This window comes from Devosia subaequoris (assembly GCF_014197055.1).
In the GTDB taxonomy this organism is placed as follows: domain Bacteria; phylum Pseudomonadota; class Alphaproteobacteria; order Rhizobiales; family Devosiaceae; genus Devosia; species Devosia subaequoris.
On sequence record NZ_JACIEW010000004.1, the window covers coordinates 114,355 to 134,366 of the forward strand.

Genomic DNA, 20,012 nt, shown 5'->3' on the forward strand with positions numbered 1-20,012 from the left:
CAAAGACACTCCCGAGCCGTGCCCGAGGGTGTGGCTGCGTTGCAAACGTGCCGGCGTTACCGGATGGCCATGCCCCTGGACGATGGAGAGGTCGGGGTGGGCAACACAGGCCAGACCTTTACAGCGTTTACCGCCGGCTCAGCAGGTTGATCTCGGATTCGGGCACCCGGCCCTCGGTGTGCTCCATCGATTTGGATTCATTCGACAAGTCGCCCTCCTCGGCCGTCGCGTCGCTGCTCTCTTCATGGGGCGGCTGGGCAGGCCGGTCCGCCGAGGTTTCCGCCGTCTGGCGGGGAGCGGCATCCATCTGCACGATAGGCACGCCCTTGGGGAACACCACCTCGCGGGCAGGGTCAGGCATTTCGATGCCGCCCTGGAGCAGGGCGTTCTTGGTTTGCCGCAGCAGCGCCGAATTGATTTTGGCGGGCGAGTACGAGACGCTGTCGAACCAGTAAAAAACGCGAAGATTGATCGTGGCATCACCCAGCTCGTCGACGAGGACCAGCGGTTCTGGCTGGCCAAGCACCGCGGGGTGTTTGTTGAGCACCTCGCCGATCAACCGTTGCGCCAGCGACACCGAGGAATCGTAGCCGATCCCCACCATGAACTCAGCCCGCCGGCTGGGGATGGAACTGTAGTTCTTGATCGTGCTCTTGAACACGGTGGCATTGGGGATCTGTACGTGGTTGCCGTCCAGCGTCAGCAGCACCGTGCTGCGGGTGTTCAGATTCTGCACGATCCCGGTGTGTCCGGCCACCTCGATCAGGTCACCGCCGGAAAAGGGATTGCGCATGCTCAGCAGCAGGCTGGCGAGAAAGTTCTCGGCAATATCGCGGAACGCGAAACCGATGATGATGCCGATGAGGCCCGTGCCGCCCAGGACCGTGAGCGCCAACTGGGTCAGTCCGGCCACGCGGAGCACGAAATAGATGCCCAACAGGAAGACAGGAATGGAGATGGCGCGGACCACCACGCTGAGCAGAAGCGGTGATTCAATCCGGCCCGTGAGCACATGTCTGGCAATGCGCAGCACCAGGACGGACACCAGCCATGCGGCGACGATGACCACAACGGCCAGAACCACCAAGGGCCAGGCCTGTAGCGCCTGCTGTGCCAGACCTACGCTCTCCACCCAGGCGCGCCCGAAGGTCGAGCCGACGTCAGCATCGACGGCAATGCGGTTGACGACCGCAACCACACCCTGGGTTTTTTCCGCGAGGCTTCCGGCCCAATTGCGGCGGAGCTGGCTATCGGTCGTGCCATCGAGAAAGGCGACGCCGTCGGTTACCGTGACCTGAGGAGCCTCGTACCATTCCGTGGCCCTCAGAATATCGCTCAACCGGGCGGCAATCTGAGCGTCGGAAGCCCCGGGGACGACCTCCACCTGCTGCGCGAGGGGCGCGTCTTCCATGCCGGCCGGATCGGCCGGTTCGAGGAGTTGGGCCATGCCGGCAGAGGAAAAGAACAGCAGGCAGACCGCCGCCACCAGAGAGCGGACCCATTGCGCCGACGCTTTGGCCGCTCGCGCCACGACTAGTTCGCAGCGCGGTCAACGATGGTGGCGATTTCGCTCACGCTGTGATTGGTCAATTCCTTATCCAGGGACAAGATGATGCTTTCGGAGACGATCTTGTGCATCGTGTCGCGGAGCTGGCCCAAAGTCTGGGGATCAGCCACGAGAACGAGATGCTGGAAGTCGTTGGCATCTTTGCGCCGGAACAGGGCATCGGCCAGTTGTTTGGCGAAAGTGGCCTCGTCGGTCTGGCGCGGGGTCTGCTCTTCCGGTCTCGAACCAGATGGCCCGTCCTCGTCGAGGTTCTTGGGCGTCAGCCGCGTGTCCTCGCTCAGGCTCAGTTTTTCGCTGGTGCTCTGCGCACGGAACAGGATCGCCTGATGCCCATCTGCAACCACGACGAGGGTTTGATCGGGGATTGAAACTGACTCGCCCATCGCTTGGCTCCTGTTGTGCATTGGCAGTGATGATGAAAACCCAACTAGCGATCGGGAGAAACGTTCCAAGGGTCAGCCGACTGACCGCCTTTGCCATCTTGCAGCGCCCTGCTGCTCAATACAAAACACCCCCGGGGCGGGCCCGAGGGTGATAAGTCTTTTGGTTGGGAGGGCCGCTCCGCCACTCAAGCGTAGCTTTCGTGGCCTCGTTGGCTCAAATCTCTTTACCGGAGAGATTTGCCCTAGATCGCCATGCCTTCAGCGTCGAAGATGTGCGCCCTGGCCGGGTCGAGATAGGCCTCGACAGTAGAGCCGAGCGCCACGTCGCGCTGGCCTTCGAGCACGATGGTGAGGGCCTGTCCGTCCCTGGTGGTGGCATAGACCACGGTCTGGCCGCCAAGATTTTCCACGAGGTCAATTATGACATCGGCGAACTTGACGCCCGAACCATCGGCAATGGTGATGTGTTCCGGGCGGATGCCCAGGGTGGTTGCGCCGGTGACGTCGCGGCCCAGCGAGACACTGGCGGTGCCGGTCTTGAGGGTGTTGTTTTCGACAGTGGTGGTCAGGAAGTTCATCTTGGGCGAGCCGATAAAGCCGGCGACGAACAGATTGCGCGGATTATTGTAGAGCTCGAGCGGAGCGCCGGCCTGCTCGATGACGCCAGCGCGCAGCACCACGATCTTGTCGGCCATGGTCATGGCTTCGACCTGATCGTGCGTCACATAGATCATGGTGTTTCCAAGATCATTGTGCAGTTTGGCGATTTCGACACGCATGGCAACGCGCAGTTCCGCGTCCAGATTGGACAGCGGCTCGTCGAACAGGAAGATCTTGGGCTCGCGCACAATGGCGCGTCCAATGGCGACGCGCTGGCGCTGGCCGCCCGAGAGCTGCTTGGGCTTGCGCTGCAGGAGCGGCTCGATCTTGAGGATTTCGGCGGCCTTCTGCACCCGTTCGGCGATTTCGGCCTTGGGCATTTTCGCCGTTTCGAGGCCGAATGCCAGGTTCTTGTAGACACTCATATGCGGGTAGAGCGCATAGGACTGGAACACCATGGCGATGCCGCGCTTGGCCGCCGGGATCTCATTCATCCGCTGGCCGTCGATCAGCAGGTCGCCGCCGGTGATCGGCTCGAGCCCGGCGATCATGCGCAGAAGCGTGGATTTGCCGCAGCCCGATGGACCAACAAAGACGGTGAACTCGCCCGGATCGATGGTCAGGTCCACGCCGTGGATGACCTGCACATCGCCATAGGCCTTCTTGATCTGCCGCAACTGGATGGAGGTTGCCATGGTTTTGTTCTCCTCGCTTTAGCGGAACTCGGCCGGGACCCAGCTCTGATAGAGCGGGTGATCGGGGCCGAGCGGCAGCGCGACTTCGGTGTTGGTGGACGAAGAGTGATAAAAGGCGGTGACCAGTTCCAGCGCGCGACGGCTGTCGGCGCTGGTGACCGGCAATTCGCCCTTGCCGAAAATGGCATCGTGGAAGCGGGCCATCTGGGTCTGGAACCGCGACGGCACGTGTTGCCAATTGGCCAGGGCCTCGTCGATCCGCGCCTTGACCTCGTCATTGCGCGGCAGGATTTTCCAGAGCTCCTTGCCCGGATTGTAGGGGGCGTGGTCGCTCTCAATGGTGACGTTTTCGAACTGCAGGCGGATGCGGGTGATCTCGTCCACCGAACCCAGGGTGGCGGTGAAGCTGGCCAGCGCCCCCGACTTCATTTCAAGCGAGGCGGAAATGGTGTCTTCCACTTCGATCGGATTGACCCGGGTAGCGACCCGGCCGAACACGCGTGCGATATCGCCCATCAGATAGGTGAAGATATCGTGCGGATGGATGGCGTGGCCCATCAGGACGCCGCCCAGCTCGGTCTTCCATTTGCCGCGCCAGGGCACAGCATAATAGGGAGCCTCGCGGCGCCACATGGTTTCCACGGTGCCACAATAGGGCTTGCCGGCAATACCGGCGTCGATGATGGCCTTGGCCTGCTCGATGCCATTGCCAAAACGGTACTGGAACACCGGCATCAGCTTGCCCTTGGCGGTCTTTTCGACCTCCAGAATGGCATCGACATCCTTGAGCGAGCCGACCAGCGGCTTTTCGCACACCACATGCTTGCCGGCCTTGAGGGCCTCGGTGACCATGGAGAAGTGCGCACCGGGAGGGGTGCAGACATCGATAATGTCGATGTCGTCTATGGCGAGCAGATCGTCGAAATTGACAATGCGGCGCTCGATGCCAAATTCCTCGCCGATCTGGTCGAGGCGTTCCTGGTTGAGATCGCAAATGGCGAGCACTTTGAACTTGTCGGCATTGGGCAGGTAGCCCTCGACAATGTGCGAGCGGCCAATGCCGCAGCCGACGACGGCAACGTTCAGGACGCGGCTCATTGGGCCCACTCCGTTCCGACTTCGGCCATTTGCTGGGCGGTCAGCGCCATCTTCATGGCGTTGTAGCAGCGCTGTTGCGGCATGGCGGTCTCGGTGCGGTTGCGCACGTCATCGAGGAACTGGCGGCCGAATGGCAGATCGACATTGGAGCAGTCGATATGCTGGACGCCCTTCTTGTCGACGAGGAACAGATGGTTCTCGCCAGGACGCCCGGCGATATCGACATATTTGCGCAGCTCGATATAGCCCTCGGTGCCCAGAATGGTCAGGCGTCCGTCGCCCCAGGTGGGCAGGCCCTCGGGGGTGAACCAATCAACCCGGATATAGCCCGAAGTATTGGCGGTGCGGATATGGGCGTCGCCCACATCCTGAAGGCCGGGCTTGTCGGCATGGCCGCGATTGGCGACGCTGGCCGAAACCACTTCACCATCCATGGCATCGGAGAAGAACAGGAACTGCTCGAACTGGTGGCTGGCGATATCGCACAGAATGCCGCCATAACGATTGCGGGTGAAGAACCAGTCGGGCCGGTTGTTGAGACGCAGCGAGTGCGGCCCCAGGCCAACCGTATTGACCACCTGGCCGATGGCGCCCTTGGCAATCAGATTGCCGGCCTCCACGGCTGCCGAAACCTCGAAATGCTCGGAATAGAGCACGGAGAAGATGCGCCCGGTTTCCTTCTGTACCTTTTGGATTTCCTCAAGCTGAGCAAAGGTGGTCATGCCCGGCTTGTCGGTCAGCACATCCTTGCCGTGGCGCATTGCGGACAGGCAGATCTCGGCCCGGTCGCCCGGAATAGCAGCGGTCACGACCACCTGAATGCTGTCGTCTTCGAGAATGGCGGCCGGATCGGCGACGCGCTTTGCTTCGGGGAATTTCTCACCAAAGGTTTTGGCAAGATCGTCCTCGATGGCGTGGAAGGCGACGAACTGGGCGCCGGCGCGCTTGAGGCACTCCACCTGCCCGTAGATATGGGCGTGGTTGATACCGATGGCGGCGAATTTAATATCGGACATAGTCTTAGCGTTTCATACCGGTGGTGGCGATGCCCTCGATGAGCATGCGCTGGAAGAACAGGAAGAAGAGGAAGATCGGGATCAGACTGAGCACGCTCATGGCGAACAGGCCGCCAAAGTCGCTTTCACCCGTACTGTCAGTGAAGGTGCGCAGACCCAGCATGACGGTGTAGGACTTCATTTCGCTCAGGTAGATCAGCGGACCAAAGAAGTCGTCCCAGGTCCATATGAAGGTGAAGATGGCGGCAGTGGCCAGCACCGGCGTCGAGAGCGGGAGAATGATCTTCCAGTAGATGCGCCAGGGCGAGCAGCCATCCATCTGTGCCGCCTCATCAAGCTCGCGGGGCAGGCCACGGAAGAACTGCACCATGAGGAAGATGAAGAAACCATCGGCAGCCAGGAACTTGGGCACCACCAGGGGCATGAAGGTATTGACCCAGCCCAGGCCGCGGAAGAGCACATATTGCGGGATCAGCGTGACCTGGTAGGGCAGCATCAGCGTCATCAGCATCAGGGCGAACCAGAAGTTCTTGTACTTGAAGTTCAGCCGGGCGAAGGCGTAGGCCGCCATGGAGCAGGCCAGCACATTGCCAATGACCGAGAGCCCCGAGATGATGAAGCTGTTGATGTAAAAGGTGCCAAAGCTGGTGCGCAGCCCGTTCCAGCCGCGGAAGTAAGAGTCGATGCTCCAGCTGCTCGGGATGATGCTGGCCGAGGTAAAGATCTCGTTCTCAGGGCGGAACGAGGCAGCCAGCAGCCAGAGCAGCGGATAGAGCATGATGACCGAAGCCGCCAGAAGCGCCACATGGATCATCACCGAAGTCAGCCTGGAGCGGGCCGGCGAATCCTCGCCGGTCACCACAGTGAGTTGGGCCGGAACGTCACTCATCGTAGTGCACCCAGTATTTCGAGGTCAGGAAGGAAAAGGCGGTGAACAGTCCAACCAGGGCAAGCAGGACCCAGGCCAGCGCCGAGGCGTAGCCCATGCGGAAGAACCCGAAGGCTTCCTGGTAGAGGTAGAGCGTATAGAACAGGGTCGAGTTGATCGGATTGCCCGTTCCGCCAGAGATAATGAACGCCGGGGTGAAGCTCTTGAAGGCCTCGATGGTCTGAATGATGGCGTTGAAGAACACCACCGGGGTGAGCAGGGGCAAGGTGATCTTGACGAACTGCCGCCATTTGCTGGCCCCGTCGAGGCTGGCCGCCTCATACATGTCGCTGGGGATCTGGCGCAGGCCGGCCAGGAAAATGATCATGGGCGAGCCGAACTGCCAGATCGAGAGCACGATCAGGGTCCAGAGGGAATAGTTGGGATTTGAGATCCAGCTCGGTCCCTGGATGCCCACCAGCGCCAGGACCTGATTGACCAGGCCGTCACCGGAAAAGATCTGGCGCCAGAGAATGGCGATGGCAACCGAGGCCCCGAGCAGGCTCGGCAGATAGAACAGGGCGCGATAAAGCGGCAGTCCACGGATGCCGCGATTGAGCAGCATGGCGACAGCCAGCGCGAAGCACAGCTTGAGCGGCACCGAAAACACCACGAAGAACATGGTCACCCGCATGGATGTCCAGAACTTGGGGTCGTTGGTCAGCATGCGAACATAGTTGTCCGTGCCGACCCAGTCGGGCGATGTCAGCAGGTCGAAGTCGGTGAAGCTGAGGTAGAACGAGGTGACCATCGGGCCAACAGTCAGCCCGAAGAAACCGATCAGCCAAGGCAGCAGGAACAGGTATCCAGGCGCGTCATTCTGCCAGAAGCGCGACCAAAGCGAGCCCCGGGACACAGGGCCGTCGACCACCGTGGTCGTGGCGCGGGAAGAGTGTTGAACGGACATGGTCAGAGCACCCGCTCGAACGAAGCCGCCACGGCGACGAACGCCCGGTCATGGCATTGCAGATTGTGCGGCATGGAAAGCTGTTCCTTGCAGTAAATGAACCGCGCATCCCGCAGGCGGGACGCGCGGTCGAGGTCTAGCCCTTAGGAGCGGCTCAGGATGTCCTTGGCGCCGCTGACCAGGTCGCGACCGGCCTGTTCCGGCGACTTGGCACCAAAGCCCACTTCCTGGCCCAGGGTACGGATCAGTGAAGCGTCGATTTCACCGGCGGACGGCGGCGGCGGCGGCGGCAGGGCGCCGAGCAGGTCACCAAGATTGGCAACGAAGTTGAGGGCGATCTGGCCCTTTTCGTCGAGTGTGGGCGCGACAACTTCGCGAGTCGAGGGCAGGCAGGGAATGCCGCGCTCGACGCCAAGCACCTTGGCAGCTTCAGGGTCGGAGATGAAGAAGTTGAGGAACTCCGCGGCCGCTTCCTTGTTGGCGGAGCTGCCGCCGACAGAGAAGAACATGGACGGCTTGCGGTAGTGACCACCACCGACACCTTCAGCAATGCGCGGGTAGCCGATCATGTTGAGATCGTCCTGCACCAGGGTCTGGTAGGCGACGAGCTGGTTCGAGTTCGACGGCATGAGAGCCGACTTGCCCAGAACGATCATGGTGGTTTCGAGCGGGCCGCTATCGAGCGCCTGATCTTCGGCCGAGACGATTGCACCCGCCTCCCGCAGCTTGGCCCACAAGGTGTACCACTCGATGGCATCATCTTCGTCGAATGCGAGCTGACCATCGGGGGTGTAGAGTTCCTTGCCGCGCTGGCGCAACCAATTGTGCAGCATGGGCTCGGTGTAGGAACCGTCCGACATTACCTTCATGCCGCCACGGATATTGGCGCTGTTGAAGGCTTCCGCCATCTCCATGATGTCGTCATAGGTCCAGGCATTGGTCGGCGCATCGATACCCACCTCGGCGAAGGCGTCGGTGTTGACCAGGGTCGCCACCGAGTTGGCGCCGAGCGAAATGCCGTAGAGTTCGCCGCCGACCTTGCCGCCCTCGAGCTGGTCCGGGTCGAAATTGTCGAGCTTGAGAGCGCCACCGACGAATTCATCGAGCGGAGCAATGGCGTTGCGCGTGGCGTATTCCACGATGTAGCGATAGTCCATCTGGACAATGTCAGGCGCGTTGCCGCCGGCGGTCTGAGTGGCCAGCTTGGGCCAATAGTCGGACCAGGACAGGAATTCAGGGGCCATTTCGACGCCGCTGGATTCACTGAACATGTCGGAGACCGCATAGGTGCGGTCGGCGCGGTCCTGTCCACCCCAGAACAACAGGCGCAGGGCGCTCTGAGCAAAGGCCGGGCTGATGCCGGCAGCGGCAGCAGCCGCCAATGCCGAAGATCCCAACAGGAACTGACGGCGTCCGAGTCGAATTGTCATGTCTTTCCTCCCATGAATAATTGCCGCTCCGCAAGTGCGGAACCGGGTCTGGTCAGCGACCTCCCCGTCGCTAAATCACCAACTGGTTACTACGTTAGAACCCTTGATGCGCTTGTCAACCATCATTGGCTCCGGATTTCGCGTACAGAGCAGCAAATGCCTCTGCGGCAAAATAACCAGCCAGTTACGCCCTTACCATACAAGCCGCGCCGGCGGCAACAATCTTGTATGGAAGTCAATTGCTATCGATTTCACACCTGTGAAACAGTCCTGCTGTTCCTGGGAGGTCGGTAGCGGACTTTATGGGCAGGCCGGTCTCCTCAGACGGTCGCCATCTCCTCTCGCGCCAGACAGTGGCGCAAAAAAGCTAATTGGAAAACTACGAAGTTTCGGTGACAATATAGATTATTTCTATATCCAATTACGGGGAGAGGATCGCCGATGGATAAGCTGCTCACCCAATTTCTCGCCGTCGCCGATGCGGGTTCGCTGAGCGGGGCGGCCACAGCCCTGTTCATCACCCAGCCGACGCTGAGCTTCAATATGAACAAGCTCGAGGAAGTCGTAGGGGCCCCGCTGTTCGAGCGCTCCTCGCGCGGCATGACGCTGACGCGCTATGGCGAGACGCTGTATGAAAACGCGCGGCTGATGCGCCGACTCTACGATAATACGCTCAACGCCATTGCCGACCAGAAACGCGGTTCGGAGCGAGGCATGTCGATTGGCTCGGGCTATTCCTGGTGGACCATGTTCCTGCGCGACATGGTGGTGGACTATCAACGCGAATTCCCCAAGGCGCCGGTACAGGTCAGCCTGGGCAACCAACTCCGGCTGATGGACCAGATGCTCTCGGGGGACATTTCGATGTTTCTGGCCCATGAAATCGACGGGCTGAGTGGTGCTATTGGCACCGATTTCGTGCCGCTGACCCGGGTCTATAATGCCTTCTTCGTGCGGGAGGGACATGTCCTGCTGGGCGCGCCGCAGAGCCTGTCGGAGATCGACAGCTACCCCATTGTGATCAGTTCGCTGGCCGAAAGCCGGCATGAGCGGTTCTTCGATCCCTCCCGTCGGCGCACCCGCGTGGAAACCGTGTTCGACCGGACCAGCGTGGCGTTTCGCACCAATTCGCTGGCGGCGTGCGTCGACTACGCGCTGGCAACCGATGCGGTGCTGGTCCACACCCATGTGCTGCGCGACCATTTTCGCGAGCGCGGCCTGGTCGAGGTGGTGCAGAAGGATGAACCGCGCCGTGCTGTAACCGGCATCTATGTGCTCAGGGAGCGACGTGGCGAGGCACGGGTTGAAGAGCTGATCGAACGGATCACCACGGCGTGTCATGCGGTGCTGCCGCCGTGGGAGCCGGCCGAATAAGAATACGCGATCAGGCGAGGGTGATCGCCACAGGCACGCAATTTGTGTTTGCTGCCCCTTACTAACATGTTAGTGAGGAGGCATGCAGCAAGCCCTCGATTTCTCTTTACAGCCCCATGCCCCGACACCTGACCGCCTGGCGGCCGGGGAACGCGTTGCCACCCGCCTCGAAGGGCAGCTACAGGGCGCCATTCATACCGACCCTTTGATGACCTACGCCTGGAGCGGCGATGCCAGCTCCTACCGGCTGATCCCGGCCGCAGTGGTGTTCGTCAATTCCGAGGACGATGTGCGCGCCGTGTTCAAGGCGGCACGGGCCGAGGGCTTGCCGGTGACCTTCCGGGCGGCCGGCACCTCGCTGTCGGGCCAGGCGGTGACCGACGGCGTGCTGGCGGTGCTGGGCGATGGCTGGCGCAAGCTGGACATTCACCCGGGCGCCGAACAGGTGACCCTGGGACCGGCGATTATCGTGGCGGAGGCCAACCGGGCGCTCAAACCCTTCGACAAGAAGATCGGCCCCGACCCGGCCAGCCAGGCGACCTGCAAGATCGGCGGGGTGGTCAACAACAATTCCTCGGGCATGTGCTGCGGGGTGGCGCAGAACACCTATCATACCATGGCGCGCCTAAGGATTGTGCTCACCGACGGCACCACGCTCGATTCGGGGGATGCCGCCAGCTGCGACGCCTTCCGCATCAGCCATGCGGCCATGCTCGAACAGATCCATCAGCTGCATCACGAGGTGATGGCGGATGCGGAATTGGTGGCGTTGATCCGGCACAAATACCGGATCAAGAACACGGTGGGCTACTCGCTCAATGCGCTGGTCGATTACCACGACCCGCTCGAAATTCTGATCCATCTGATGGTGGGGTCTGAAGGCACGCTCGGCTTTGTTTCCGAGGTGACCTACAACACGGTACCCGAGCATCCGTTCAAGGCGACGGGCTTGATCCCCTTCCCCGATCCGCAGGCGGCGGGACGCGCCATCATCGAAATGGCCAATGGCGGCGTGCAGGTGACGACCGGCGTCACCGCGGCCGAGTATATCGAGCGCCGGGCCCTGGCGACGGTGGAGCATCTGCCACCAATGGCGCCGCTGCTGCCCTGGCTGACGGCGGACTCTCCGGCAGTGCTGATCGATGTGACAGCGCCGGACGAGGCGACGCTGCTGGCCGAAATGGCCAACGCCGAAGACCTGCTCAAGCGCCATGGTGCCACCCATATCGAGCTGAGCCGCGACGCGCAGCGCAGCGCGGCGCTGTGGGACATTCGCAAGGGGTTCTTCACCTCGGGCGGGGCGGCACGGCCCAAGGGCACTTCGATGCTGACCGAGGACGTGGCCGCGCCCATCGAGCGGCTGGCCGAGTTCGTGGTCGATATGCGCAATCTGCTCGACAAGCATGGCTATGACGACGCGATCATTTTCGGGCATGCGCTGGCCGGCAATCTGCACTTCCAGATGAGCGACAATTTTGCGCAAGATGGCGCGGCGGAGAAGTTCGACGCTCTCAACCAGGAGCTCTCGCAACTGGTCTCGGTGCGCTATCAAGGCTCGCTCAAGGCCGAGCATGGCACTGGCCGCGCGATCGCGCCCTTTGTGGAAGCGGAATGGGGCGCCAAGGCTTATGCGTTGATGCATCGGATCAAGGCGATCTTCGACCCCGAAAGATTGCTCAATCCGGGCGTGCTGCTCAATGACGACCCCAAGATCCACATCAAGAATCTCAAGGTCATGCCGCTAAGCGACGAGCTGGTGGACCTGTGCATCGAGTGCGGCTTTTGCGAGCCGGCCTGTCCCAGCCATCATATGACGCTGACACCGCGCCAGCGCATTGCGGTCACCCGCGAAAGGGCGCGATTGCGCGAGACCGGAGAAGACCCGGCGCGACTGGCGCGCTTCGAGGCCGATTTCCAATATGCCGGGATGGATACCTGCGCGGCGTGCAATTTGTGTTCGCTGCGTTGTCCGGTGGGCATCGAGACCGGGACGATGATTCTGGGCGAGCGCGCGAAACGGCGTGGCAGCACGGCGCAGTCGGTGGCGCGCTTCGCCGCTGACCATCGTGGCGCGGTCGAAACCATGATGCGGGGCGGGGTGGCGGTGGCCGATATGGCCCGCGCCGTCATTCCCGCGCCGGCGGTGGAGGCAATGACCGACACGGCACGGCGGCTGACCGGCAAACGCGTGCCACGCGTGTCACGGGCGCTGCACCATGGCCCCGGCGCGCCAAAAGCGCGGGACAATCGGCAGGACCCGCGCGCAAGCGGGTTTCCGGTGCCAATTGCCCAGAGCGAGCGGCCCAGCGTGGTCTATTTCCCGGCCTGCCCCAGCCGCATGTTCGGTGCGCCCAGGACCAGCCACGAGCTGCTCGACACGCCAGCAGCGATGATCGCGCTGCTCGAGCGGGCGGGCTATGACGTGATCGTGCCGGACAAGCTCAGCGGCCAATGCTGCGGCCAACCGTTTCAGTCCAAGGGATTTCCCGAACAGGCCGCCGAGGTGGGCGGGGCGCTGAAGCGTGAGTTGTCAACGCTTTCGGATGCCGGACGGCTGCAAGTGGTGACCGATGCCTCGACCTGCGCCAAGCATTTGAAGGAGTTTCCCGGCGATGCGGCTGTGGCGGACTCGGCACAATTCCTGGCCCAGCATGTGCTGCCGAAACTGACGATCACCCAAAGGCTGACGAGCCTTGCCGTGCATCACAATTGTTCGGCCCAGCGGCTGTTCGAGCAGCCTTCCACCGAAGCAATAGCGGCGGCCTGTGCAGAAACCGTCGCCGTGCTCTCATCGATCACCTGCTGCGGCTATGCGGGGGACAAGGGATTGTTCCTGCCCGAGTTGAACGCACATGCGACACGGCGGGTGGGCAATGACATTCCAGAGGGGTGCGAGCTGGGCGTCTCGACAGTTTCGACCTGCGCCTCGGGACTGAGCGAGCGGGCCGAGGTGCCCTTTGTGAGCCTGGCAAGCCTGCTGGAATGGGCGAGTAGGTAGAGTATTTGCCTCGAAAACAGTCACTCGACCCTTATGCCCTCCCCCTCAAGGGGAGGCCAAGGTCGAGACGACAATGAGGGGCTTTTACCCTCGCCCCAGCTTTGCCACCCCGCTGCGCCCCCCCCGAGGGGAAGCAGCGGAGCAGCACAAGGTCACTCTGCTGCCTGTCTTTCCAGGACAGAACGCTGGTCGGTGATGGCCAGGGGTTCGACGGCCACGATCTGGTCGCGCTTGCGGTGAATGCGCAGGCGCTTGACGCGGCGGCTGTCGGCGGCGAGCACTTCGAATTCAAAGCCCTTGATGCCGTTGATCCGCTCGCCGCGTTTGGGCACGTGGCCGGCCAGATCGAAGACCAGGCCACCGATGGTGTCGACATCCTCAGCGTGGTCGCCGGGGTCAAAATCTGGCCCGATCATAGCCTGTACGTCTTCGAGCTCGGCGCGAGCGTTGGCGACAAAGACATCCTCGCCGACCTTGCGGATCAGTGCGGCTTCGGTAACGTCGTGTTCGTCCTCGATTTCACCCACCACGGCTTCGAGCAGATCTTCGATGGTCACGAGCCCGTCGGTGCCGCCATATTCATCGACCACGATGGCCATATGGGTGCGGCTGGCACGCATGGATTGCAAGAGGTCGGCCGCCGGCATGAAGGTGGGCACGAACATGGCCTTGCGCAGAATGCCCAGCTTGCCGATTCTCTGGCGTAGCGCTGTCGAGAGCAGTTTGACCGGCACGTCCTTTTCCGGATCGGTGACCGGTTCGGTGATCTTTTGCAGCGCGTCCTTGATGTGGATGAAGCCGACAATGTTGTCGAGCCCGTCCTCATAAACCGGCAGGCGCGAATGGCCAACCTGACGGAAACGGGCCAGCAGCGTACCCAGATTGATGTCGGAGGGTACCGCCTGAATGTCCGAGCGCTCCACCATGACGTCGTCGATCGACACCTTGGAGAGCTTGAGGACATTTTGCAGGATCAGCCGCTCGCTCTCCGAGAAGTCGCCAGTTTCGGCGCCGCCGGTATCGTCGAGTGCTTCCTGCAGGTCATCGCGCAGTGAAACCGTGGTCCGGGCCATCAGACCCTTTATACGGCTCAACAGGCTCGGCCCCCGCGACACGGCGGGGGCGGGACTAGAAGGAGGTTCGGGGTTTTCGGCCACCCGTAGGGCCCTACTGTCGCTATCGTTCATTCATCTCGCGCCGCACGAAGCGGCTCATTGACTGTCCTATGAGACCGGAAATGCCCCAGTCGATCCGGGGTTCCTGGCCAAAAATCTATTCGGCATAGGGATCGTCGATCCCAAGCCCTGCCAATATCTGGGTTTCCAGCCCCTCCATTTGAAGGGCCTCGGCCTCATTAATGTGATCATACCCCAAAATGTGGAGAAATCCATGCACCATAAGATGGGTGAAATGATGTTCAAGGCTCTTGCCCAGATCGGCCGCCTCACGCTCGAGGGTTTCGCGCGCCAGGGTGATGTCCCCCAACAGGCCCGTGACCGGCGCGAAGGGCTCGATCTGGGGGAAGCTCAACACATTGGTCGCGCTGTCTTTACCGCGCCATTGGGCATTAAGCTCACGCTGTTCGGCGTCATCGGTGAGCAGCACCGAGACTTCCGCCGCGCCCGTTATTTTCGGCCTGGCGCCAGCAATGGCGGCCAGCACCGCCTGTTCGGCGATGGCATCAAAATGATCGGGCCAGCCATCCGCATTGCGGATGACGGCGATTTCCAGTGGTGGCAAGGCGGTCATCGGTGTGGGTTTCAGCTCCGGGGCGCGGCGCCCAGTGTCCGCGCCAGACCTTCGCGGTCCCCGTCCCTTTCGGCGAGCCGACGCGCAGTATCTGCCTCATAGGCCCGAACGATGCGCCCGACAAGCGCGTGGCGCACCACATCCTTGTCGCCGAAGCGGGAAACATGCACGCCTTCGACCCCGTCGAGGAGCTTTACCGCTTCTACCAGACCCGACTTTTCGCCGCGCGGCAGATCGACCTGGGAGGGATCGCCGGTGACGATCATCTTGGAGTTCTCGCCCAGACGGGTGAGGAACATCTTCATCTGCATCGAGGTGGTATTCTGCGCCTCATCAAGGATGACCACGGCATTGGACAGGGTACGGCCGCGCATGAAGGCAAGCGGCGCCACCTCGATAATGCCCGAGGTGATGCAGCGCTCTACATTCTCGGGCTTCATCATGTCATAAAGCGCGTCATAAAGCGGGCGCAGATAGGGATCGACCTTTTCCTTCATGTCGCCGGGCAGGAAGCCGAGGCGTTCGCCGGCTTCAACGGCTGGACGGGAAAGGATGATGCGGTTGATGTCGCCGCGTTCGAGCAGTGAGGCGGCATGGGCCACGGCCAGATAGGTCTTGCCGGTACCGGCGGGGCCGGTGCCAAAGACCAGTTCGCAGCGTTCCATGGCGCGCATATACGCGTCCTGAGCCGGGGTGCGGGCGACAATGGTGGATTTGCGCGTGGCGATCTGGGCCATGCGGACCTTGCCCTTGCGCTCCAGCGTGGGCAGCGTCAGCTGGCTGTCCTCGGTCTCGATCATGCGGATGACCGCATCGACATCGGCAATATCCATGCTGCGACCCTCTTCAAGGCCGGCATAGAGCGATTCCAGCACCCGGCGTGCCTGATCGACCCTGGAGGCCGCGCCCTTGAGCAAAACATGGTTGCCGCGCGGGGTAGCCGACACGGTCAGACGCTGTTCGATCAAGGCGAGGTTCTGGTCGAAATCGCCATAAAGCTGGGCCGCCAGGCGATTGTCTTCAAAGGCGAGTTCGAGTTGCGATGCGAGGGCGTTATCGGCTGTGGGTGGCAAGTGCCTGCTCAAACTTTCTCGGCTCCCGAAAGGGGCGCCGCGGAGCGCGTCGCCCAGACAACAACGAAGCTAGGCTGATTTAGGTCCGTTGTCTGTAGCAATATTGTGACGCAGAGCTCATTGTACAAGCAGGGGAACGCTGAGAGCGATCGCGCATTGCATGAAAGCACTCAAACGAATGCTTTCGAGGCCGTCATGAGCTGGAAATTTCTCGGTGTCATTTTTGCCATGCTGCTGCTGTCAACGGCGCCGGCGCTGGGGCAGAGGGTCGATGCTGGCTGGCAAACCTATACCGATAACGAGTTCGGGTTTTCGGCGCAGTTGCCGCTTGGTATCTTCATGCTCGATCCCAACGGACAGACCCCCGGCACTACCCTGGTGGAGCGTGGCGGGTCTGCGACCCTCAGGCTCTATGGCGGCCCAGCGATCGGGGTGGACCGGAACACCCTTGAAGATCGACTCTCCACAGGCCCCGGCATCAGCGAAGTCACTTACCGCGCCGGTGGTCCGTCGTGGTTCGTGCTCTCCGGATTCTATGAGCCGAGCCGCCCAGGCGAAGAGACGATCTTCTATACCAAGGTGATGTTCTCAGAGGACCGTACGAGCTTTTCAGCCTTCGAGATGACTTTTCCGGCAGCCGAGAAACCTCGGTTCGCGCCAATCGTGGAACATCTCGAAGATCATTTCACCCGACCGCAATACTAGCGGGTCAAAGCTCTGGATCTGGACGAGCTCAGGCCGCCGCAGCCTGGTTCAGCCGGCCCACCAGCGAATTGGTGCTGGTGCCGATAATTTCGACCTGGTGGATGGCGCCGATCAAGTCGGTGGAGCCTTCCAGATGCACGGCTTGCAGATATGGCGAGCGCCCGCCGACCTGGCCGGGCATGCGGCCGACCCGCTCAATCAGCACCGGCAGGGTCTTGCCGACCATAGAAGCATGGAAAGCGGTGGTTTGCTGGTTGACCAGTTCCTGCAGGCGATAAAGTCGCTCGGTCTTGATCTCTTCGGGCACCTGGTCGCCCAGATTGGCGCCCGGCGTGCCGGGGCGGGTCGAGTATTTGAAGGAGTAGGCCGAGGCATAGCCGGTTTCGCGGATAATGCTCAGCGTGTCTTCAAAATCCTGATCGGTTTCGCCGGGGAAGCCGACGATGAAATCGCCTGAAAGCGCCATATCGGGACGCGCAGCCTTGATGCGCTCGATCAGGGCAAGATACTCGGCGGCGGTGTGCTTGCGGTTCATCGCCTTCAAGATGCGGTCCGAACCGGACTGCACCGGCAGGTGCAAATAGGGCATCAGCAAGGGCAAGTCGCGATGGGCGGCGATCAGGCCGTCATCCATGTCGCGGGGATGGCTGGTGGTGTAACGCAGGCGTTCCAGCCCGGAGATTTCGGCCAGCAGGTAGCACAGCTCGCCCAGGCCGATATCGCGGCCAGCGCTGTCAGTGCCGTGATAGGCGTTCACATTCTGCCCCAGAAGGGTGATTTCCTTGACCCCGGCATCGACCAGGCGCCGCGCCTCATCGAGCACCTGTGACACGGGGCGGCTGACCTCGGCGCCGCGGGTATAGGGGACAACGCAGAAGGAACAGAATTTGTCGCACCCCTCCTGCACGGTAAGAAAGGCCGTCAGCCCGCGGGCAATGGTGGCTTCTTTCTTGGCCGCCGGGAGGTGGGCGAATTTGTCTTCTTCGGGAAAGTCGGTGTCGATCACGGCTTTTTTAAGCGCCGGGTGCATGTGACGCTGGCCTTGCGCCTTTTCCAGCATGTCGGGCAGGCGGTGATAGGCCTGAGGGCCGAAGACCAGGTCAACCACCGGGGCGCGGCGGGCAATCTCCTCGCCTTCGGCCTGCGCCACGCAACCGGCAACACCGATCATCATGTCGCCACCGGCGGCGCGCTTTTCGCCCTGCAATTCCTTGAGGCGGCCAAGCTCGGAAAACACCTTTTCACTGGCCTTCTCGCGAATGTGGCAGGTGTTGAGCAACACCAGATCGGCCTCGCCAATCTCCTGGGTCGGCAGATAGCCGTGCGGAGCCAGGGCATCGGCCATGCGGTCGCTGTCATAGACATTCATCTGACAGCCATAGGTCTTGATGAAGACGCGCTTGGAGGCGTCTTGGGGCGTGGGTGCATTTTCGCTCATGGCGCGCTGTTTACCAGAGCTGCGATAGAGATGCCATGCCCCTGCAACCTGCGTGCTTGTCGTGTGTTGTACGATTTCATAGGAAGACGATGAAATGGTTGAAGACAAGAAGAAATCCGAAGATGCCGCTGCCCTGCGCAACGGACATAAGCCGGGACCGGCGGAGTCCCCGGTGCAGGTGCGCAATTCCGGGCCTGAAGAAATGGCCGACGAGCCGAAGGACTGGGATGAGGTTGACGAGGCGGTGGACGAGAGCTTTCCAGCCAGCGATGCAAGTGCCAAGTATTGAGTAATCCGACGCAGTTAGATCTGCGGCGCAGGCAGGGAAAGCTGGTCAGATGACGGACAATGACGTCCCAAGGGGAGCTGCGGCGACGCACAGGCGCGGATGGCCGATCGCGGCCTATCTGATTGCGCTGGTACTGGCGATCCTGATCCCGGCATTGGCCGTTGCGCTGGTGCTGCTCAACAGCACCCATGACGCGCAACAGCGGGTGCTGGCCGCGCTGACCAATACGACCGTACAGGCCATGGGTCAGTCGATTGACCGCGAAGTCAACGGCATGGCGACAACGCTGCGCGTGCTCTCAACCAGCCAGTCCCTGGAAGCGGGCGATCTGGAGGGCTTCCACGAGCGGGCCCTGAGCGCCCTGGCCGGCACGGGTTCCTATCTGATTGCGGTCGATGACGAGTTTGCCCAATTGCTCAATACGCGGGTCGAGTATGGGGCCGAACTGGGCTCCACCTCCGACCCCGAAACGGCGCAAAGTGCCATCGAGCGCGGAGTGGCGACCATTTCCCCGCTGTTTTTCGGCCAGATCGCGCAAACCTACGTCTTCAACGTCTGGCTCCCGGTAAGCAATGTCGAGCCGGTGCGGCTGGTGACCATGACGCAGAATGCGCGCAATCTGGTGCCAGCCCTGAAATCGCGGCAAATGCCCCAGGGCTGGCACGCGGCACTGGTGGATACCAGCAATGCGGTGATCGCCTCCACGGCGGAATCGGGGCTGGAAATCGGCTCCATCCTGCCCATTCGCCAAAACCGGGAAGCGCTGCCCGAAGATGGCTGGGCCCAGGAGAAATGGAATGGCGAGCGCGTGGTCACCGCAGAGTGGCGCTCGGGCTATACCGGCTGGCGCATCATCGCCTGGGCCTCGGCCGCGCAGGTGGAAAAGCCCCTGCAGGATTCAATAATGCAGCTCGGCTTCTGGGGTGCGTTGATCGCCATGCTGGCGTCGGGCGTCGCCGCGCTGATCGCCCGCCGCATCGGTGGTTCGGTGCAAGGGCTGCGGCTTGATGCGGCGCGGTTAGGACGGGGCGAGGCCGTCTATCCGCGCAGCTACCCGATCGCCGAAATCGCAGAAGTATCCCAGGCGCTGGCGACAGCGTCGGAACAGCGCCAGACCGCGGACCGCGACATACGTTTCCTGATGCGCGAACTGGCGCATAGGTCCAAGAACCAGATGGCCGTGATTGCCGCCATGGCCAAGCAGACTGCGCGCGGGGCAAGCGATATTTCGAGCTATGTGACCGCGCTGGAGCGGCGCATCATGGGGCTGGCACGCTCAACTGATCTGTTGCTGGCGCATGGCCGGGCCGGGGTGATGCTGTCGGATCTGGCCGATCAGCAATTGGCGCCGTTCCGCCCGCCCGAGGCGAGCCGGCTCGAGATCGCGGGCCCCGATGTCAGGGTAAATCCGCAGGGCGCGCAGATTTTGGGCATGGCGCTGCACGAGCTGGCGATCAATGCCACGCGCCATGGCGCATTTACCGAGTCCGATGGCCGGCTCGAACTGCACTGGAGAATCGATGGCGAGATGCTGAGCATGCGCTGGCGCGAATATCTGGGCCGGGAGCTGGTGCTGGGCGAGGGCACGGGTTTCGGCACGGTGGTGCTGCGCACCATGGTGGGTGGCGCCCTGGGGGCTCAGGTGGAGCGCGAAATCCACCACGATGGCGTCGAGTGGATGTTTGAGGTGCCGCTGAGCGCGCTGGACCCTGAGTTTGCGGCCGAGCGACCGGATGAGCCGGCCGCGACCGGCTGAGCCGGA

At 62.0% G+C, this 20,012-nt stretch carries 17 protein-coding genes; 5 read left to right on the forward strand and 12 right to left on the reverse strand.

Annotated elements, in window-relative coordinates:
* Positions 1-127 precede the first annotated feature (127 nt).
* From GGR20_RS09240 to GGR20_RS09275, 8 genes are all read right to left on the reverse strand, one after another.
* The gene (locus tag GGR20_RS09240) at positions 128-1,531 is read right to left on the reverse strand and encodes a mechanosensitive ion channel domain-containing protein (RefSeq protein ID WP_253560142.1); all 1,404 of its coding nucleotides are present in this window, start codon (positions 1,529-1,531) and stop codon (positions 128-130) included.
* Between the two features lie 2 nt (positions 1,532-1,533).
* On the reverse strand, positions 1,534-1,950 hold the full coding sequence (locus tag GGR20_RS09245) for a host attachment family protein (protein WP_183310968.1): 417 nt from the start codon (positions 1,948-1,950) through the stop codon (positions 1,534-1,536).
* A 242-nt stretch (positions 1,951-2,192) separates the two neighbouring features.
* Complete coding sequence (locus tag GGR20_RS09250; protein WP_183310969.1) at positions 2,193-3,245, reverse strand: ABC transporter ATP-binding protein; 1,053 nt, start codon at positions 3,243-3,245, stop codon at positions 2,193-2,195.
* Positions 3,246-3,263: 18 nt separating this feature from the next.
* Complete coding sequence (locus GGR20_RS09255) at positions 3,264-4,343, reverse strand: Gfo/Idh/MocA family protein (protein ID WP_183310970.1); 1,080 nt, start codon at positions 4,341-4,343, stop codon at positions 3,264-3,266.
* Positions 4,340-5,359, reverse strand: a complete 1,020-nt coding sequence (locus GGR20_RS09260; RefSeq protein WP_183310971.1) for a Gfo/Idh/MocA family protein — start codon at positions 5,357-5,359, stop codon at positions 4,340-4,342. The genes GGR20_RS09255 and GGR20_RS09260 overlap by 4 nt, the downstream gene beginning before the upstream one ends.
* Before the next feature lie 4 nt (positions 5,360-5,363).
* Positions 5,364-6,248 (reverse strand): carbohydrate ABC transporter permease, encoded by an 885-nt coding sequence (locus tag GGR20_RS09265; protein ID WP_183310972.1) that lies wholly within the window; start codon positions 6,246-6,248, stop codon positions 5,364-5,366.
* Positions 6,241-7,194 (reverse strand): carbohydrate ABC transporter permease, encoded by a 954-nt coding sequence (locus GGR20_RS09270; RefSeq protein ID WP_183310973.1) that lies wholly within the window; start codon positions 7,192-7,194, stop codon positions 6,241-6,243. Before GGR20_RS09270 ends, GGR20_RS09265 begins: the two co-directional genes overlap by 8 nt.
* Before the next feature lie 143 nt (positions 7,195-7,337).
* Entirely contained in the window at positions 7,338-8,624 is a 1,287-nt protein-coding gene (locus GGR20_RS09275; protein ID WP_183310974.1) for an ABC transporter substrate-binding protein, read from the reverse strand.
* A 441-nt stretch (positions 8,625-9,065) separates the two neighbouring features.
* Between GGR20_RS09275 and GGR20_RS09280 the strand changes: the two genes are divergently transcribed.
* The gene (locus GGR20_RS09280; RefSeq protein ID WP_183310975.1) at positions 9,066-9,998 is read left to right on the forward strand and encodes a LysR family transcriptional regulator; all 933 of its coding nucleotides are present in this window, start codon (positions 9,066-9,068) and stop codon (positions 9,996-9,998) included.
* 82 nt (positions 9,999-10,080) lie between these two features.
* On the forward strand, positions 10,081-12,996 hold the full coding sequence (locus GGR20_RS09285; RefSeq protein WP_183310976.1) for an FAD-binding and (Fe-S)-binding domain-containing protein: 2,916 nt from the start codon (positions 10,081-10,083) through the stop codon (positions 12,994-12,996).
* A gap of 152 nt (positions 12,997-13,148) precedes the next feature.
* On the opposite strand, the gene GGR20_RS09290 is transcribed toward GGR20_RS09285, so the two are convergent.
* The 3 genes from GGR20_RS09290 to GGR20_RS09300 form a co-directional block, all read right to left on the reverse strand.
* Entirely contained in the window at positions 13,149-14,090 is a 942-nt protein-coding gene (locus tag GGR20_RS09290; RefSeq protein ID WP_246349517.1) for a hemolysin family protein, read from the reverse strand.
* Between the two features lie 178 nt (positions 14,091-14,268).
* Entirely contained in the window at positions 14,269-14,736 is a 468-nt protein-coding gene (gene ybeY, locus GGR20_RS09295; RefSeq protein ID WP_420827444.1) for an rRNA maturation RNase YbeY, read from the reverse strand.
* A 20-nt stretch (positions 14,737-14,756) separates the two neighbouring features.
* A complete protein-coding gene (locus tag GGR20_RS09300; RefSeq protein WP_246349518.1) occupies positions 14,757-15,818 on the reverse strand; it encodes a PhoH family protein in 1,062 nt (353 codons plus the stop codon).
* A 195-nt stretch (positions 15,819-16,013) separates the two neighbouring features.
* Between GGR20_RS09300 and GGR20_RS09305 the strand changes: the two genes are divergently transcribed.
* On the forward strand, positions 16,014-16,523 hold the full coding sequence (locus GGR20_RS09305) for a hypothetical protein (protein ID WP_183310979.1): 510 nt from the start codon (positions 16,014-16,016) through the stop codon (positions 16,521-16,523).
* 28 nt (positions 16,524-16,551) lie between these two features.
* Here the strand turns inward: GGR20_RS09305 and miaB are convergent, their stop codons facing one another.
* Positions 16,552-17,961 (reverse strand): tRNA (N6-isopentenyl adenosine(37)-C2)-methylthiotransferase MiaB, encoded by a 1,410-nt coding sequence (gene miaB, locus GGR20_RS09310; RefSeq protein ID WP_183310980.1) that lies wholly within the window; start codon positions 17,959-17,961, stop codon positions 16,552-16,554.
* A gap of 94 nt (positions 17,962-18,055) precedes the next feature.
* Here miaB and GGR20_RS09315 point away from each other — a divergent pair, with 94 nt between their 5' ends.
* Positions 18,056-18,250: a hypothetical protein gene (locus GGR20_RS09315; protein ID WP_183310981.1), complete on the forward strand. Its 195-nt coding sequence runs from the start codon at positions 18,056-18,058 to the stop codon at positions 18,248-18,250.
* 49 nt (positions 18,251-18,299) lie between these two features.
* Complete coding sequence (locus GGR20_RS09320) at positions 18,300-20,006, forward strand: sensor histidine kinase (RefSeq protein WP_183310982.1); 1,707 nt, start codon at positions 18,300-18,302, stop codon at positions 20,004-20,006.
* Positions 20,007-20,012: the final 6 nt, after the last annotated feature.

What these genes read in the sequence shown, in the direction of transcription:
- GGR20_RS09245 (WP_183310968.1), bottom strand. Translation starts at nt 1,950, where the DNA reads ATGGGCGAGTCAGTTTCAATCCCCGATCAAACCCTCGTCGTGGTTGCA.
- GGR20_RS09250 (WP_183310969.1), bottom strand. Translation starts at nt 3,245, where the DNA reads ATGGCAACCTCCATCCAGTTGCGGCAGATCAAGAAGGCCTATGGCGAT.
- GGR20_RS09255 (WP_183310970.1), bottom strand. Translation starts at nt 4,343, where the DNA reads ATGAGCCGCGTCCTGAACGTTGCCGTCGTCGGCTGCGGCATTGGCCGC.
- GGR20_RS09260 (WP_183310971.1), bottom strand. Translation starts at nt 5,359, where the DNA reads ATGTCCGATATTAAATTCGCCGCCATCGGTATCAACCACGCCCATATC.
- GGR20_RS09265 (WP_183310972.1), bottom strand. Translation starts at nt 6,248, where the DNA reads ATGAGTGACGTTCCGGCCCAACTCACTGTGGTGACCGGCGAGGATTCG.
- GGR20_RS09270 (WP_183310973.1), bottom strand. Translation starts at nt 7,194, where the DNA reads ATGTCCGTTCAACACTCTTCCCGCGCCACGACCACGGTGGTCGACGGC.
- GGR20_RS09275 (WP_183310974.1), bottom strand. Translation starts at nt 8,624, where the DNA reads ATGACAATTCGACTCGGACGCCGTCAGTTCCTGTTGGGATCTTCGGCA.
- GGR20_RS09280 (WP_183310975.1), top strand. Translation starts at nt 9,066, where the DNA reads ATGGATAAGCTGCTCACCCAATTTCTCGCCGTCGCCGATGCGGGTTCG.
- GGR20_RS09285 (WP_183310976.1), top strand. Translation starts at nt 10,081, where the DNA reads ATGCAGCAAGCCCTCGATTTCTCTTTACAGCCCCATGCCCCGACACCT.
- GGR20_RS09305 (WP_183310979.1), top strand. Translation starts at nt 16,014, where the DNA reads ATGAGCTGGAAATTTCTCGGTGTCATTTTTGCCATGCTGCTGCTGTCA.
- miaB (WP_183310980.1), bottom strand. Translation starts at nt 17,961, where the DNA reads ATGAGCGAAAATGCACCCACGCCCCAAGACGCCTCCAAGCGCGTCTTC.
- GGR20_RS09315 (WP_183310981.1), top strand. Translation starts at nt 18,056, where the DNA reads ATGGTTGAAGACAAGAAGAAATCCGAAGATGCCGCTGCCCTGCGCAAC.
- GGR20_RS09320 (WP_183310982.1), top strand. Translation starts at nt 18,300, where the DNA reads ATGACGGACAATGACGTCCCAAGGGGAGCTGCGGCGACGCACAGGCGC.